Origin of the sequence: Alkalinema sp. FACHB-956, from assembly GCF_014697025.1 — a bacterium.
Classification (GTDB): Bacteria; Cyanobacteriota; Cyanobacteriia; order Leptolyngbyales; family Leptolyngbyaceae; genus Alkalinema.
Genome location: NZ_JACJRC010000011.1, coordinates 39,452 through 55,505, shown reverse-complemented (window position 1 = coordinate 55,505; position 16,054 = coordinate 39,452). Strand labels below are relative to the sequence as shown.

At 49.6% G+C, this 16,054-nt stretch carries 15 protein-coding genes; 11 read left to right on the top strand and 4 right to left on the bottom strand.

The window, feature by feature from the left end:
- Window positions 1-164 precede the first annotated feature (164 nt).
- The 7 genes from H6G21_RS13600 to H6G21_RS13570 all read left to right on the top strand — a co-directional run bounded on the left by H6G21_RS13600 (window position 165) and on the right by H6G21_RS13570 (window position 6,555).
- A complete protein-coding gene (locus H6G21_RS13600; protein ID WP_190573964.1) occupies window positions 165-2,063 on the top strand; it encodes a response regulator in 1,899 nt (632 codons plus the stop codon).
- Between the two features lie 261 nt (window positions 2,064-2,324).
- Window positions 2,325-2,774 carry a hypothetical protein gene (locus tag H6G21_RS13595; RefSeq protein ID WP_190573963.1) on the top strand — a complete coding sequence of 150 codons (450 nt, stop codon included), beginning with the start codon at window positions 2,325-2,327 and terminating at the stop codon, window positions 2,772-2,774.
- A 39-nt stretch (window positions 2,775-2,813) separates the two neighbouring features.
- Window positions 2,814-3,599, top strand: coding sequence for an oxidoreductase (locus H6G21_RS13590; RefSeq protein WP_190573962.1), 786 nt, complete (start codon window positions 2,814-2,816; stop codon window positions 3,597-3,599).
- On the top strand, window positions 3,589-4,896 hold the full coding sequence (locus H6G21_RS13585; RefSeq protein ID WP_190574046.1) for a Ni/Fe hydrogenase subunit alpha: 1,308 nt from the start codon (window positions 3,589-3,591) through the stop codon (window positions 4,894-4,896). Before H6G21_RS13590 ends, H6G21_RS13585 begins: the two co-directional genes overlap by 11 nt.
- A 142-nt stretch (window positions 4,897-5,038) precedes the next feature.
- The gene (locus H6G21_RS13580) at window positions 5,039-5,743 is read left to right on the top strand and encodes a DUF305 domain-containing protein (RefSeq protein ID WP_190573961.1); all 705 of its coding nucleotides are present in this window, start codon (window positions 5,039-5,041) and stop codon (window positions 5,741-5,743) included.
- Between the two features lies 1 nt (window position 5,744).
- Window positions 5,745-6,278 carry a hydrogenase maturation protease gene (locus H6G21_RS13575; protein WP_190573960.1) on the top strand — a complete coding sequence of 178 codons (534 nt, stop codon included), beginning with the start codon at window positions 5,745-5,747 and terminating at the stop codon, window positions 6,276-6,278.
- Window positions 6,271-6,555, top strand: coding sequence for a hydrogenase maturation nickel metallochaperone HypA (locus tag H6G21_RS13570; protein WP_190573959.1), 285 nt, complete (start codon window positions 6,271-6,273; stop codon window positions 6,553-6,555). The genes H6G21_RS13575 and H6G21_RS13570 overlap by 8 nt, the downstream gene beginning before the upstream one ends.
- A gap of 70 nt (window positions 6,556-6,625) precedes the next feature.
- Here H6G21_RS13570 and H6G21_RS13565 read toward each other — a convergent pair whose 3' ends face one another.
- From H6G21_RS13565 to H6G21_RS13555, 3 genes are all read right to left on the bottom strand, one after another.
- On the bottom strand, window positions 6,626-7,378 hold the full coding sequence (locus tag H6G21_RS13565) for a lipase family protein (protein ID WP_190573958.1): 753 nt from the start codon (window positions 7,376-7,378) through the stop codon (window positions 6,626-6,628).
- A gap of 356 nt (window positions 7,379-7,734) precedes the next feature.
- Window positions 7,735-8,799, bottom strand: a complete 1,065-nt coding sequence (locus tag H6G21_RS13560) for a WD40 repeat domain-containing protein (RefSeq protein ID WP_190573957.1) — start codon at window positions 8,797-8,799, stop codon at window positions 7,735-7,737.
- A gap of 84 nt (window positions 8,800-8,883) precedes the next feature.
- On the bottom strand, window positions 8,884-9,876 hold the full coding sequence (locus H6G21_RS13555) for a GTP-binding protein (protein WP_190573956.1): 993 nt from the start codon (window positions 9,874-9,876) through the stop codon (window positions 8,884-8,886).
- Between the two features lie 250 nt (window positions 9,877-10,126).
- On the opposite strand from H6G21_RS13555, the gene H6G21_RS13550 reads away from it, so the two are divergent.
- Entirely contained in the window at window positions 10,127-10,528 is a 402-nt protein-coding gene (locus H6G21_RS13550; RefSeq protein ID WP_190573955.1) for a hypothetical protein, read from the top strand.
- 154 nt (window positions 10,529-10,682) lie between these two features.
- On the opposite strand, the gene H6G21_RS13545 is transcribed toward H6G21_RS13550, so the two are convergent.
- Window positions 10,683-13,706, bottom strand: coding sequence for a UPF0182 family protein (locus H6G21_RS13545; RefSeq protein ID WP_242041814.1), 3,024 nt, complete (start codon window positions 13,704-13,706; stop codon window positions 10,683-10,685).
- Window positions 13,707-14,105: 399 nt separating this feature from the next.
- Between H6G21_RS13545 and H6G21_RS13540 the strand changes: the two genes are divergently transcribed.
- The 3 genes from H6G21_RS13540 to H6G21_RS13530 all read left to right on the top strand — a co-directional run bounded on the left by H6G21_RS13540 (window position 14,106) and on the right by H6G21_RS13530 (window position 16,045).
- Window positions 14,106-14,345 carry an NIL domain-containing protein gene (locus tag H6G21_RS13540; protein WP_190573954.1) on the top strand — a complete coding sequence of 80 codons (240 nt, stop codon included), beginning with the start codon at window positions 14,106-14,108 and terminating at the stop codon, window positions 14,343-14,345.
- Between the two features lie 282 nt (window positions 14,346-14,627).
- A complete protein-coding gene (locus H6G21_RS13535) occupies window positions 14,628-14,987 on the top strand; it encodes a Crp/Fnr family transcriptional regulator (protein WP_190573953.1) in 360 nt (119 codons plus the stop codon).
- A gap of 140 nt (window positions 14,988-15,127) precedes the next feature.
- The gene (locus H6G21_RS13530; protein ID WP_190573952.1) at window positions 15,128-16,045 is read left to right on the top strand and encodes a Uma2 family endonuclease; all 918 of its coding nucleotides are present in this window, start codon (window positions 15,128-15,130) and stop codon (window positions 16,043-16,045) included.
- Window positions 16,046-16,054 lie beyond the last annotated feature (9 nt).

The following is a 16,054-nucleotide window of genomic DNA, read 5'->3' as shown; positions in this document are numbered from 1 at the left end:
TTTGCCAGCTCTTCCTGTGGCTTGTTAAGCCATAGCATAATGGGAAAGTTTGAGAAACTTGTGAGTGAAAAACGATCGGCTCGCTAGAATGAAGCTGAAAAATCAATCTAAAAGTAGACTTAATATTACATTAGAGCTAAGGATCACTGGGGGACGTAAATAGCATGAAAATTCTCATTGTTGAGGACGATCCGCTAGTATCCGAAACACTGACTTCCATCCTTAGCCAACAGAACTATGTCATGGAGGTTGCCCAGGATGGCCGACAGGGGTTAGAACTGGCAACGGCATTCACCTATGACTTGATTGTGCTAGACATTATGCTGCCCAAAATGGATGGCATTACCCTATGTCGCCAGTTGCGATCGCAGAACATTCAAACCCCCCTCATGCTTTTGACGGCGCGGGATAGTAGTCATGACAAAGCCGTGGGGCTCGATGCCGGGGCCGATGACTACATGGTGAAGCCCTTTGATAACGAAGAATTGGTCGCGCGGGTGCGGGCTTTGATGCGGCGATCGGGGGAGGCGAGTCAACCCATTCTCTGTTGGGGTGATTTACATTTGGATCCGGGTAGTTGTGAAGTGCGCTATGCCGATCGGCTAATTCCTGTAACGCCCAAGGAATATGCGTTATTAGAATTATTTTTACGCAATCCCAAACGGGTCTTTAGTTGCAGCTCCATTCTGGATCACCTGTGGTCCTATGAAGAAGCACCGGGTGAAGAAGCGGTGAGAACCCACATTAAAGGACTGCGCCAAAAGCTGAAAAAGAGCCAAATTCCCAGCGAGGTGATTGAAACCGTCTATGGCATTGGCTATCGGCTCAAGCCCTGGGAAGCAACCAATTTAACGAGTGCCGAGCCAACCCCGCCGTCTCCCTCGATGCTGCAAACCCAAGCGGCAGTCCAGAAAATTTGGGAACAATCGCAACCCCGCATTCGGGAACAAATGACCACGATTAAGCAGGCGATCGCGGCCCTAGAGAAAAACAAACTCACTGAAGAAGTTCTGAATCAAGCGATTCAGAATGCGCACACCTTGGCGGGATCCTTGGGAATGTTTGGCTTTTCTCAGGGATCGACCCTCGCCCAGCAACTGGAACGCTTGTTGAAACAATACCAGAGCGATCCCCACATGGTTTTGGCGAAATCCCTGCGTCCATTGTTCAAAGCCTTGCAACAGATTCTCCAGGGGCCGGTCGATCGCCCGCTTGCTTCCCCGACGGTAATGCCCGCCTGCCCAGATGCGGCGGACAAACTTGAGGAAGATGAATCCATGGTGATTTTGGTGATCAGTCAGGATACACAGTTACCCGAGGCCCTGGCTGCGGAAGCTACGCATTTACCTTCCCGCATCAAAATCCAGCGCTCCGGTCGGTTACAGACGGCTCGCAAGCACCTTTACCAACATGCGCCCCAGGCGATCGTCCTAGATTTGGAGCATGCTGCGGAATATGCCACCTGTCTGACCTTTTTAACGGAATTACACGAACAAGCCCCTTCCATTCCCGTTGTCGTCTTAGCTGCACACCATGATCTCCAGGAGCGGCTAGAAGTGATGCGATCGGGGGCACGGGCCTTTCTGCCCAAACCAACCTCGGCCCAGGATGTGATGAAAGCCATCACCCAGGTCTTGAATCATGTCGAAAAATTAAAGTCTCACGTTCTGGTGGTGGATGATGACCCCAGTGTTTTATCTGTTGTGCAAAATTTGTTGCAGCCCTGGGGATTTCGGGTGACTACGTTACAAAATCCTCAACAATTCTGGCAGATTCTGGAATCGGATACGCCGGATATTCTGATTCTGGATGTGATGATGCCGGGGGTTAATGGTATTGAATTGTGTCAAACCGTGCGCAATGACCCCCATTGGAGCGATTTACCGATCCTGTTTTTGACCGCTCACAAAGATGCGGAGACCATTAATCAGGTCTATAGTTCCGGTGGAGATGACTTTGTCAGCAAACCGATTATTGGCCCCGAGTTAGTCACGCGGGTGGTCAATCGCCTAGAACGCATTAAACTGCTGCAACGACGATATCCCAAAGGATCGCCAAATTAGTTCCCCATTCGTTCTACACGAGTTCCCCCTTCGTTCCCCACAAGTTCCCCACAAGTTCCCTAGGCGTTACCTGTTCGCTCCCCGCCATAGTATCCACAATTTTTTAGGCTGAGAGAATCAGAATTCTTTTCGGTGAGAGTGCTCCGCTGATCGCTTGCCTCCGCTAGACTCTTCACAAGTTTCTCAAAGTTACGCTCTAATCTGGAAAACGAGACTTCCTACACCTACACCCATCTTTCTAGGATAGTCACGGAGACTTCTATGATGGTGAATTACCGTGAAAAAATTACTGCTCTTTGGGTCGTTTTCCTGTTGGGATTACTGTTTCATACACAACTAGCTCTGATGCCACTCTTCCATGGGCTGGATGTTGCCCATTCCCATGCAGGTAGCGAGAGTGATGTTTCGATCGTATTCTGGCTCATGCTGGTATTTTTTCTGATTCCGATGGCTGCAATTGTTGCAATTGCCTTTACAGAATCCTATCGATATCGTGTGATTCATTTTGGTGTGACTGTGCTCTATAGCATCCTTAATTTTTTCCATGTTGTTGCAGATCTCATGGTTCAGCCCATTGTGTGGTCTCAGATTCTTCTCATGGTTGTGCTCTTTCTGGTGGGACTCTTATTAAATCTTGTGGCCTACCAATGGCTGCGATCGTCTCCGGCGGGCAAACTGCGGAAAGCCCGAGACGTCCTGCATCACTCCTAGGCTGCTTGAAACCATTGCCATGGAATCCAACGCTTGATTATGGCTCCCAAACCTTACCATAAACCGAAACTAGCTGTCTGGAAGTTTGCTTCCTGCGATGGCTGCCAACTGAGCCTATTGGATTGCGAAGATGAATTGCTGGCGTTGACCGACGAGGTGGAAGTTGCCTATTTTCCAGAAGCCTCGAGTGCAGAAATGAAAGGCCCCTACGATTTGTCCTTGGTGGAAGGTTCGATTACCACGTCCCACGATGCGGAACGCATTCACCAAGTACGGCGGGTATCAAAGCACCTGGTCACGATCGGAGCCTGTGCCACATCCGGCGGCATCCAAGCGCTGCGCAATTTTAAAGATGTGAAAGAATTTACCTCGATCGTCTATGCCCAACCGGAGTACATTAATACCCTGAGTAAATCCACTGCCATTGCCGATCACGTTTTTGTGGATTTTGAATTACGGGGTTGTCCCATTAATAAATACCAGTTATTAGAAGTGATTAACGCCTTTCTCCACGATCGTAAACCCAATATTCCCACCTATAGCGTGTGCGTGGAATGTAAGCGGCGGGGGAATCTGTGCGTCATGGTCGCCCACGGAACGCCTTGCCTTGGCCCGGTCACCCAGGCTGGATGTCAAGCCCTGTGTCCCACCTATCACCGGGGCTGCTACGGCTGCTATGGCCCCATGGAAAGTCCCAATACCCCATCCCTGAGCCAAGAATGGCAAAAATTGGGGGTCAGTGCTGTGGATTTGGTGCGAGCCTACCGCAGTTTCAATGCCTATGCTGAAGCCTTCCGCAAAGAGAGCGATCGCCATGAGCCGTAAAACCATCAAAGTGAATTATCTGGCCAGAGTGGAAGGGGAGGGGGCACTCTACGTCAAGGTACGGGACAATAAGGTTAAGGAAGTTCAATTCAAAATCTTTGAACCGCCCCGCTTTTTTGAAGCCTTTTTGCGGGGGCGCAAGTATAGCGAAGCTCCGGATATTACGGCTCGGATTTGTGGCATTTGCCCGATCGCCTATATGTTAGGGGCCATTCAGGCAATGGAAAATGCCTTTGGCCTGCAAGTTCCGTCCAGCATTCGTCTGCTCCGTCGCTTAATCTATTGTGGGGAGTGGATGGAGAGCCATAGTTTGCATATTTTTATGCTCCATGCGCCGGATTTTCTGGGCTATGATAGCGCGATCGCGATGGCTAAGGACTATCCTGAATTGGTGCAACGGGGATTGCGGTTGAAGAAAATTGGTAATCACATTCTGTCATTGATTGGGGGGCGGGAAGTTCATCCGATTAATTTGCGGGTGGGTGGATTTTATAAATTACCCACGGCATCGGAATTACGATCGCTGGTGGATGACTTGAATTGGGCCTGTGAGGCAGCGGAGGCAACGGTACAATGGTTAGCTACCTTGCCTTTCCCGGATTTTGAGCAGGACTATGAATTTGTGGCCCTACACCACCCAACGGACTATGCCATTACTGAAGGACAACTGGTGTCCAATCGGGGTTTAGAGATTCCAATTTCAGCCTTTTTGGATCATTTTGAAGAGCGTCAGGTGCCCCATTCCACGGCCCTTCAGGCGGTGCTTAAAGCAGGGGGGCATTATTTAGTGGGGCCTCTGGCTCGGTTTAATCTGAATTTTGAGCAACTGACGCCACGGGCCAAGGCGGCGGCTCAGGCTGCTGGATTACCGGGAACCTGTCGTAATCCCTTTAAAAGCATTATTGTCCGATCGATCGAGGTTCTCTTTGCAGCGGAGGAAGCCCTACGATTAATTGAAACCTATGATCAGCAGGGCGAGGGGCCGATCGCGCAACCTGTGGTGGATTACACTGTGCAGGCGGGGACGGGGCACGGCTGTACGGAAGCCCCGCGCGGCATTTGTTACCATCGCTATTGTGTTGATGCCCAAGGGGATATTTTAGACGCGCGGATTACGCCACCCACTTCCCAAAATCAGTCTATGATTGAAGCGGATCTGTGGCAGTTTGTCGATCGCTATTTAGATTTACCTGATGATCAATTGCGGCTACAGTGCGAACAGGTTATTCGCAATTACGATCCTTGCATTTCCTGTTCAACCCACTTTTTGAAATTAGAGGTCGATCGAGAAAATTAGAATATCCTCAGATGGATCAATCTTCACATAATCCTCATCTTTTTTGATTAGATTACAAACTAGATTGATTGAAGAATTTGATGGAATTAAAAAACAGAATGAACTGAATAATTCAGTATGTTAAGTCAGGGAGAGTCTACGTATGGAAGCTAGAAAGCTACCGTGGGTACCAGTTCTGAGTGCCTTAGGAGCAGCCGTTTTAACTGCAGTAGGAATTACCTATGGGGTCGGAATGTGGCAACTGGATTCAACTCTGTTGCATCGGTCAGAAGTCAAACTTTCTACTGAGGAAAGTACTAGACCTGACAAGCAATTTATCGAGATGATTTTGCCCTATGAAGAACAGTTATATCGGATTGCATCTCAAGCAAAAAATAATGCGACACAATCTGATGTTCAAACTTTAGCAACTCAAATTCTGGATCAAAGTCCTCAATTGTCACCTCACAAAAAAGGTAGTTTAGAGGAGGTCATCAAAAACATCAAAGCGAAATATCGTGAATGGTATAAAATCGAATATAAAGCTGAACGTCTTGGCCTAATCGATCAATTGCCTGAGAGTAAGTCTAATTTTACGGACGATCGAGCTTACCTCTTACAAATGCGTCATAATTTGCAAGTTTCAGTTAAATTAGCTTATCTTGCTCGGGATAATGCACGTAATCTAGAGATTAGACATTGGGCCAAGGGTGTGATTGATGAGCAGGCACCCAAGATTTCTGAAATCCAGGAACTGCTCAGCAACATGTCACCTGCAAGTTCTACAACCCCTACTGTGATCCATAAAGCAACTCCTGTTACATCTGCACCAAAACCGACTCCACAACCTTCACCTTCTTCAAGCTAGGATGTTAGAGCAATTTCTGGATACAGTTCTTTTAATCGGTGTGGGGAATGAGTTTCGGCAAGATGATGGGGTGGGATTGGCCATTGTACGATCGCTGCGATCACGGTTGCCGGTTCAGATTGCAGCGATGACCACGATGATCGAAGCCTCTGGGGAAGGGGCTGCACTGCTGGAGGCTTGGCAGGGGTTCGATCGGGTCTATCTGTTTGATGCGGTGGCTTCGGGGGCAACCGTAGGCACCATCCATCGCATTGCAGCCCATCAAGAAACCGTCCCCACGGCCTTTTTCCATTACTCCACCCATGCCTTTAGTGTGGCGGAGGCGGTGGAACTGGCCCGATCGCTCCAGCAACTCCCGCCGGAACTGATTCTCTGGGGAGTTGAAGGAAAACACTTTGCGATGGGCCTGGGCTTATCTCCGGACGTGGAACAAGCGGTTGAAACGATCGTCCAAGCCATGCTCATCGAATTAGAACAGTTCTCTTTAGAACCTTGCCATCCCGAGCCATCCCAGCAGGCATCCAATCATGCATGAAGCCAGTTTGCTCAAAAATTTGCTTGAAACCATTCAGACCATTGTTATGGAACAACAGGGCATTCGGGCCACCCGCATCACAGTTCAGATCGGTGCACTTTCCCATTTGACTCCGGAACATTTCCGATCGCACTTTCAACAAGCGGCCCAGGGCACAGTTGCAGAAAATGCACAGCTAGAAATTACTGTCCTCGATAACATTCAGGATCCCCTGGCCCAGGAGATCCTCTTAGAAAGTGTAGAAGTGGAGATGGCAACCGAACTCCAGGAGCGTTAGTCAGTTTTTGAAAAGCCAGCGAGGAATGCAAGCTGGGAAAACTGGCTATGTGCAGAAATGGGCTGAAAAGTTACCGGGCTAGCGTTTGGAGAATTTCAATGTAGGCTCCGATCGCGTGATCCTTAAAGCGTTGGCTGATAAATTTCCAACTCCATCGTTGACCAATTCTCACTTCTTGATCGACCGATCGATAGTTCTGCCACCAACGGGGCACTTCTGGCACAATATCCATGCCATGTACGATCCGATAGCTGTTGGGCACGCGGCGCTTAAAGGATTCGCAAAACTTATCATTCCCGACCTTCGGAGCCCCAAAGGTATAGGTTTCGATCGTCAAATACTTGAAATTGTATTGCAAATCTACTGCACAGAGGGTTGCCAATGCGCCACCTAGGCTATGGCCTGTTGTTGTGACAGCGTCTACATCGTGGGTTTTGAGATAGTCATGGATTTGATCGCGCACAGACAGGTAAGCTTCTGCAAATCCACAGTGCATCAATGCCCCAGAGTCCCCTCCACTTTCGTAGGGATAGATTTGTTTGCGTTCCCCAGCAATTTGTTCCCGAATCACGACTTGATCAAACTCAATGCGTTCTTGCTTGGTCTCAAAGTTGGTTTCCCAATCTATATCCGACTCACTGCCCCGGAACACGATCGTTAAACTGGATTGCTCGAGCAGTAGAGCGCACTGGGTATCGGTATCCGATTGGTTAATCAGAAAGGGATGCGTTGCGGTGCCGCTCAACTGAATACCGTTAAAGTTTTGATAAACTTCTTGGCTCCAAGTCGCGTATTTTACAGCTTTAGAATAATCGATCGCCATGATTTAAGCATTCCTGAAAATTCTTCAAATAGAGCACAGTCAGATGAGAATCCTTTACCCGCTGATGCAGGCAACCTAACCCGATTAAAAAATGGGATGAGATGCCTGCTTACAACAGGGTTCAGTACATTTGATCGAACTTAGATCTGGAGTAAATCTAGATCTGGAGTACTAGATCTGGAATATTGGTATATTAATGGGGAGTCAACGTATTTGAATTATATCGTCTGTCTCGAAGGGCGATAAATAAAAAGTAGGGGGCTGCTATTTTGGGTGTGCATTGGTGTGCATTGCCCCGCATTTACTCGTCAGTGCTGAGGATTTCAGCCAAGGAATCACTCACTCATGGGCCATGCTCAGCGCCCATGCTCAGCGTCCATGCTCAGCAGCGTCCATAGCAACAGTTCACCCGCCTGTCCCCCTGCGGCTAATCGTTCCCCAGTGGGTTGCCATGCAAGCTGGGTAAAGCCTTGGGGTGCGCCAGTCAAGGGCTCGATCGCGGGACTGAAGAGGTGCCAAATCTGTACGGTTCCATCCTGCCCTGTCGAGGCCAGCATCGGTTGATGGGGATGGAAAGCAAGATCGATCGCTGTCCCGTCATGTAAGCTCACCACTTGCCCAGCCCAACCCATTTCTTCCTCTTCTTCCTTCGCCCAAATCACGACACCCTCTGCGCTAATGGAGGCGAGGACGGGTGACTCTCCAGTGATTGGTGGCATTGACCAAGCCAGTTTACGGATTTTTCCTGGAAAGCCCCGCATGAGCCAAGGATCGCTTTCTCCCCAGGGCAGTACCGTAATTGTGCGATCGAAGTTGCCTGCGGCTAAGTACTGGCCATCGGGTGACCAGCGGACGCTGAGAGTAGCGGATGGAATGTCCAGCGTTTGCGGCTCCTGCGGCCAATCTTGGGCTGACCAAATTCTGGCTCCCCGATAGCCTGCAATGGCTAAATAATCCCCTGTCGGATGCCAATGCAAATCTAGAACGGAGGAGCGATCGAAGGCTAGGGTTGCGGCTAAAACTGCACGATCGCTATCCCAAACCTGAACGGATTTCCCTACACTAAAGGCAAATAAATTTGCAGTGGGACTCCAAGCCAGGTGCTCGATCCATTGGCCGGGGTGGTCTAGGGTGAGGATGGGTTGGGTGATATGGCTTACATTGGGGAGATGCCATAAATAGACGGTTCCTGCCTGTCCAGCAGCGGCCAAGTATTGCCCATCGGGGGAAAAGGCTAACCCCTCGATCGAGCGTCCTTGGGGGGATAATAGTACAATCGGTGTCGGATCTTGGCAATCCGGCCAAAATACCAGGTCTCCTGCGGCTGAAGCGGCTGCTAAGCTAGGCTGGAGGGGCGACCAAGCGATCGCCGTAATGTAGTCCGTTAGTGTTGTCTGCCATTGCAGGTTAAACTCAGTCATTGGATTCGTCTTGCACTTGCAATGGTGTTGCTTGAATCGTTGTCTATTACGACATGCAGGTAGGATATGTCGGTAGGATCGAAGCTATAACACTAAGCAAGCTTGAAAGCTTTGACGGAGTTGTTTCTCATCTAGGTTGCGCCCGATAAATACCAGTTCATTTTTGCGCACTTCTTTAGACTTCCATGGCCGATCGGGTCTGCCGTCAAATAACATATGGACGCCTTGAAAGACAAAACGCCGATCGGCTCCGGCAATGTTCAAAATCCCTTTCATCCGGAAAATGTCAGTTCCTTGGGTTTGCAGCAAGTGACCGAGCCAGGTATTTAATCGTTCTGCATCGACGGCTCCCGGTTCGACTAAGGCTACAGAACCGACGGATTCATCGTGTTCGTGCTCATGTTCCTCAGTGAGAAATCCCGGTTCAATTTCCAGGGTTCGATCGAGATCAAAGGCTCCAACCCCCAAAATGGCATCCATGTCTACAGCTGCATCCTGGGTGCGATAGACTTTCGCGATCGCGTTCATGGCCTTAATCCGCTGCTCTAAATCTGCCAATGCTTCCGGTGAGACCAAATCGGTTTTATTAATCAAGACCACATCGGCAAAGGCGATTTGTTCCTGGGCTTCGTCGGCATCCCAATGTTGGTGAATGTGCTTGGCGTCCACCACCGTCACCACTGCATCCAAAGTGGTTTGCGCCTGCACATCTTCATCGACAAAAAAGGTTTGAATCACGGGGCCGGGATCGGCTAACCCTGTTGTTTCAATCACCAAGTGGTCAAATTTATCCCGCCGCTTCATCAAATTGCCGATAATCCGAATCAGATCCCCCCGGACCGTGCAGCAGATGCAACCGTTGTTCATTTCAAAAATTTCTTCGTCAGCATCGATCACCAGTTGGTTGTCAATTCCAACTTCACCAAATTCATTGACAATCACCGCCACTTTTTTACCGTGCTCATGGGTCAAAATGCGGTTCAGCAAAGTAGTTTTACCTGCTCCAAGATAGCCCGTGAGAACCGTGACTGGAACCGAAGGGAGCGTTGCGCCAAAGGCCGTTGTACCAGATACCATAGGACACCACCGGGAAAATTTGAGTCAAGAGTTGCAGAATGATTATCATTCCCATATTATCAGGATGGTTTCATTCCAGCCACTATTTTGCCGATTTTTGAGTGATTTGGGGGATGGATTAACAAATGATAAGAAAAGCAACAAGGGACGATCGAAGAATTCATTCTATGAATTTGCGTTCTGATTGCTTCTGATTATCCAGTAAGTTATCAGTTGAATTGCCAATCTTGTTTTAAGGGGTGTATAGCGTATGGATTGTCAAACTGCCAGACAGGTGTATTTAACCCAGAGTCACCTTGAAAACATTCGCCAGCGTTTTCCATTGGCCTATGAATTTCTGGCGCAGCAGGCTCAAGCATTTCTCGATCGCCGACCCGATGACTTTGACCAAGCCGTGAAGCAGATTGTGGGCGAGACACCCTTTCCCTACCGAGTCACCCACCAAGATGAAAAAACACCTCTGTCTAAGGATATTTCAGAGTTACTGGGTGATATCACTTCACGTCTACTCTTAGAGCGGCATTTTTCTGATCAGTTAGGCCAGCCCATTTTCTTTAGCACGGTTTGCTGTGACGGGCATATTACGACCGATCGGGCTTTGACGCTGGAGGAAGTCCTACCTATCCAATGTGCAGCGGTAACGTTGCAGTAGGAGAAATTGCAGTAGGAGGCATTGCAGTAGGAGACATTGCAGTAAGGAACATCCAATTGCGCCTTGCTCGTCGTCATCTGGGGATCTGGTAAAGCTGGGGGCTTGGTAAAGCTGGGGATCTGGCCATTTGGGTGCCTGAATCAAGGATCACGCTTTACGGGCGACTGGGAGGTTCGACGGGACGCACGATCGTGGGTTGGGATGGCTTCTGGGTTTGGAACAGGGCTGCGAGGGCTTGATCCAGCGTTGGAGCCATCACAATCTGGTTTTCGTAGGCAACAATGACCCGCACGAGGGTCGGCAAACTATTTTGGGTTGCTTCTAAATATAAGGGTTCGACGTAGAGTAGGGACTGCTCGATCGGAATCACGAGCAAATTCCCTTGAATGGCGCGGGAGCCTTGGCGGTTCCAGAGGGAAATTTGTTGAGAAATCACGGGATCTTGGTTAATCCGTGCTTCAATTTGTTCGGGGCCATAGATGAGTCGCTCCTTCGGGAAAATGTAGAGCAGCAATTTACCATAGTGGGTTCCATCCGATCGCGCGGCTAACCAAGCCACTAAATTGGTTCGTTGGCGGGGAGTAAAAGGGCGCAGTAGGAGAAATTCCTCAAAGGGCTCTGTGGGCAAGCTGGTAATTAGATAGTAGGGTTTGACGGGCTGGAGTTGATCGCCGTAGATTTCCGTGGGAATTTGCCATTCATCCTCGCGATTGTAAAAGACCTGGGGATCGGTCATGTGATAGGTCATTAAGCGTTGAGATTGAATGTTAAAGAAGTCGATCGGGTAACGGAGATGCTGTTGTAATGGTTGAGGCATCGCAGTTAGCGGTTTCAGTAAAGTTGGAAAAATCTTGGCCCAGGTTTGAATGACTGGATCAGTGGAATCAGCAATGTAAAAATTAACCGATCCGTTATAGGCATCGATGACAACTTTAACGGAATTGCGAATGTAATTAATCTGATCTTCACCGGGATCAGAGTAAGGTGCATGATCGCTAATCGTATAGGCATCAATCACCCAATAGAGATAGTTCGGTGATGGTGCAGATTTCCCGCCTGGATTGATAGCATTGGTCTTGCCAGCGTTAACATCAGTAACGACTAGGTAGGGATCGCGGTCATAGCGCAGAAAGGGCGCGATCGCTTGGATGCGATCGTAAATATTCCGGCGCATCAATAATCGGGTTTGGGGTAAGAACTCTGGTGTAATGGCCATCCGCCAATCATTCAGGTATTTGGCAAACAGCCAGCGTTTCCAGCCGGTGCCAATTTGAATGCCCCCTTGACCATCGTAGGTGTTGTAAACGTTGTCACTACCGCTGGGATAATCCAATTCCTGCACCCGTGTTCCGGTCATGACATAGCTATTGGTCAGTTCACCGTAGTAAATCCGGGGTTGACCGATCGGGATACTGTTCCGAATCGCTTCGCTGGATGTGGAAAGGGACCCACCGGGGCCAACGCCGAGATCTTTGACGAAGTATTCTGGCAGCCCACCCACCCCAACGGTATTAACCGGGCTGAGGGTGAATCCATAGCCATGGGTGTAAATTAAATGGCGATTGACCCAAGTTTGTGCCTGTTTGGGGACTCCTGCATAGTCCAGTTCCCGCGCTGCGATTAGAATTTGCCGTTGTTCGCGACTGCTGGCAGCATTGCTGGGGGCTGGAGTGGGTTGGCGCGATTGGGCTGAAGGTTGGGTTCCGGTTTCTGGGAGCACGTAGCGATCGATATCAGCACCCGGAAAACGGTAGTACGATCGAATTTGCTGAAGTTGGCGATTGGTTTCTAATAAAGGTCGCTCATCCCACAGGCGAATATTGCGAATCGTCAAATCATTGGTTTGTAGATCGGCTTCTGTCAGCTTACCTTGGGGATTAAAGGGCTGTACATCAATGTTGTCTAAGTTAAATGCTTTGCGCGTCAGGGCGATCGTTCGTTCAATATAGGGACGTTCCCGCGCGAGCTCGTTGGGTTGCACAATGGCCGATTGTACTAGAGTCGGCAGTCCCGCGCCTAACAAGCCTGCTAACGCGAGATAAATTCCCACCAAGTACACCACCCGTCGCCGACTGGAAGGTTCCTGGGGCCAGAAGCGGTTGCGCCAGAGGAAATAAAGCCCGATCGCGCCTGCTAGTAAACTGAGCAAAGTATCCGCAGGCAGTTGGACAGTCAAGTCAGTATAGCTCGCGCCAAAGGTGACGCCCCGTGAGGAATACAGCAACTCATAGCGACTGAGCCAATAGCCCAAGGCCACAACGCCCATGAGAACGCTACCGAGGCCGTATAAATGTCGTTTTTGTGACCAGGAAAACCCCGGAAATTTACCTTCACTCAAACTATTGGCGGAGAGCAGATAAACCAAAGCAACGGAGACAAAACCAAAGAAAGCTAAGCCGGTTAACCAAAATTCAAATAACTGCGCAATAGGCAACTGTAAAATATAAAATGAAAAATCAGATTGGAAAACGGGATCTTTAACGTTAAAGGAATTCGCATACAAAGCTTGCAGAAATTTATCCCAATGCTGGGAGAGGATGGCTGAAACAATCGCGGAAAACCCGATCGCCAATCCATTTAGAATGCGTTGAGGTTTCCATAGCACGGCCAAGACACTCACAAGCCCGAGCCAAATAGCCCAGTCGTGGGCAAGCATCTGGGACAGAAGGGTTCCTAAAATTTCTGGTTGAAAGCGAATAGGAACAGCTAGAAATTGTTGGGAGGCAGACAGTTGCAAACTCTGGACTGCAATACTGCCGTAATACCACAGGAGCGCAATCGTGCCTAAACTGGCTCCTCCTGCGAGGGGAAAGAGGATCGGCCATCCTAGGGGGGTGGGACGGGGCGATCGATCGGGGGTGGCCGGTGGGAGATTAGCAGCCGTTGAGAAGCGAGGCGGGGTGGGTGTCGGTGCTGGATATTTCCAGCGGCGGGCTAGGCGCAGGTTGGCCAGAAGGTAGCTAGCGGTCACACCAAAGACCATCAAGCCAATGCCGCCCTGGGTCAGGGTACGCTGCAACCAGAGGGTGGAATAGCCCACTTCTTGGAACCAGAGAAATTCACCGCCAATGCGGGTCAAAAGTTCAAGGCTGGCTCCGATCAGTAGAAGCACTCCGAAGGACTGAACTGCTTTGGGATGGGGTTTCCAGTTCATCATGGTTGAGCGGGGGCGAGGCATAGAAGCACGTACTGCAACAGCAAGATACTGCAAAACGTTCTTCTACGATACTCGCCACACTGAGGATTGAAAATTCTCTTTGCAGCGCTTAGCGAGCTGAACCCTGGACTGGGTCACAGTCGATCGATCGTGAAGTTGCTGTAACGCTTATAGCACAGGACTTTTCAGCGATCGCGCTACAAAATCCGGTTTATCGATCGGAAAATCGGATTTTAATAGTTGACGCCATCTATTGCCTCGCGTAGTATGGGAAACATCAAGTACGGTATTCCGATCGATTTACTGTAGATTAAATCCTTCCTCTCGGCAAGGCTGGCAAACCCTGCTTTTGATTTAGGTATTTGATTTGGGCAGATGATTCGGTTAACTGACTTAAGGACTTCTCTGGAGGCAACAATTATGAAGCACAGAATTCGGATGCAAATTCCCCAAGCACTTCATCAGGTGCCTATCATTTACCAGCTCATTACGGACTATCACTTGGTGGTGAATATTAAGGCGGCTATTTTAGATCAAAAAGCTAGTGGGGGTGGGTGGTTTGATTTGACATTGGATGGGGAGCAGTCCCAAATTCGTTCGGCGTTGGAATATCTCGATCGTGTTGGTGTGGAGATTTGGAATGGTAGCTTATCTCAGTAGGTTAGATCGTTCAGCTAACGTGCGTTCCCAGAACCCCTCCCCATTGCTGAATGTTTCTTCTCTCATGCCTATTTCATCGCTGGGTCGTTCTGGACGGGTTTCCCAGAAGTTTTCCCTACGATCGACGCTGCCAACAGATGCGAATACGCTGTGGCAAATTGATCAAGGGGTCGTGCGATCGCTGACGTTTGGTGAAGATGGTACATTGGTTGTCTTGGGGTTGTGGGGGCCGGGAGATTGCGTAGGACAGCCTATTTCCTGCAGAACGCCCTATGAGTTAGAGTGCATTCCCCTGTACAGGCTACGGCGCTGCGATCGCCCGATTGGCAGGGGGAAGCTGATCTGCTGCGGTATCACCTTCAGCAGTTGGAAGAATTAACCATGATTCGGAGTTACCGTCGGATGGAGGAACGGTTAGTTCGGTTACTGGTTTGGTTGAGTGATCGATTTGGAGAGGAATCTTCTCTGGGTGCGGTGATTAATTTCCGCCTGACTCATCAAGATATTGCAGATTTATTGGGAACGACTCGGGTAACGGTTACACGATTACTGAATCAGTTGGAAAAACAAGGTACGATCGAACGACCCTCGATTCGGAAAATTATTCTCAAAGAAATTGATTGTTGGTACTATCAGATTTGATTGGGAACCCTTGCAGTCAAACTCTGTCGATCGCTAGTAGAATTGGATGGGTTAGCATCCGAGCTGCAATGTTCCCACTTCGAACCGATGCTAAAATAATGGCATTGCAGCCTAGGAGCCGTTCAACCATGAACCAACCGATGACCTCTGGTCCGTCGGAGACCATCGCCACCACGCCGCTGCCCAGCATGGATGCTTTACCGACCATGCATGACCTCCCTAGCGATGACCCTCTGGAGCCCGGTTTGCCCGACGAATTTCATGGAATTCAACCCCAATTACTGGCTGAGACATTGCGTCTCACGGACTATGCGGCTAGCGAAATCTTCTGCGCCTTTGACCTCAATCTCTACTACGATCCCAACAACACAAGCTGGTATAAGCGGCCCGATTGGTTTTTAGTTGTCGGTGTCCCCCGTCTGTATCGAGGCAAAACCACCCGATCGAGCTACGTCACCTGGGATGAGAAAGTGAACCCTGTGATGGTGATTGAATTCCTGTCTCCAGGGACTGAAGCGGAAGATTTAGGGCCCTTTGCCAACAAGCCTTTACCGGCTTCTCCACCCGGCAAGCCCCCCAATAAGTTCACCGTCTACGAACAAATTCTGCAAATTCCCAATTATTTGGTGTTTAATGAAGCCGATCGCCGCCTACGGTATTTCCGATTAGTTGATGGACAGTACGAAGAACAAGCGATCGCGCCCAATCATCCATTGATCTGGATTCCTGAAATCAAGCTGGCACTAGGATTGTGGAATGGTACTTTTCGCGGGATTCCCCAGCATTGGCTGCGCTGGTGTGATGCGGAGGGAAACTGGTTGCTGACGGACACCGAAGTGGAACGACAGGCCAAAGAGCGGGAACGCTTAGCCAAAGAACGGGAACGCTTAGCCAAAGAGCGGGAACGATTTGCAAAGGAACGGGAACGTCTCGCTAAGGAACAAGCGGAACTGCGTGAACAGCAGGAACGACTGGCCAAAGAGCAGGCACAGCAAGCACGAGCACGCCTCGAAGCCTATCTACGATCGCAGGGCATTGACCCCGATAATCTACCGTAATGGTCAACG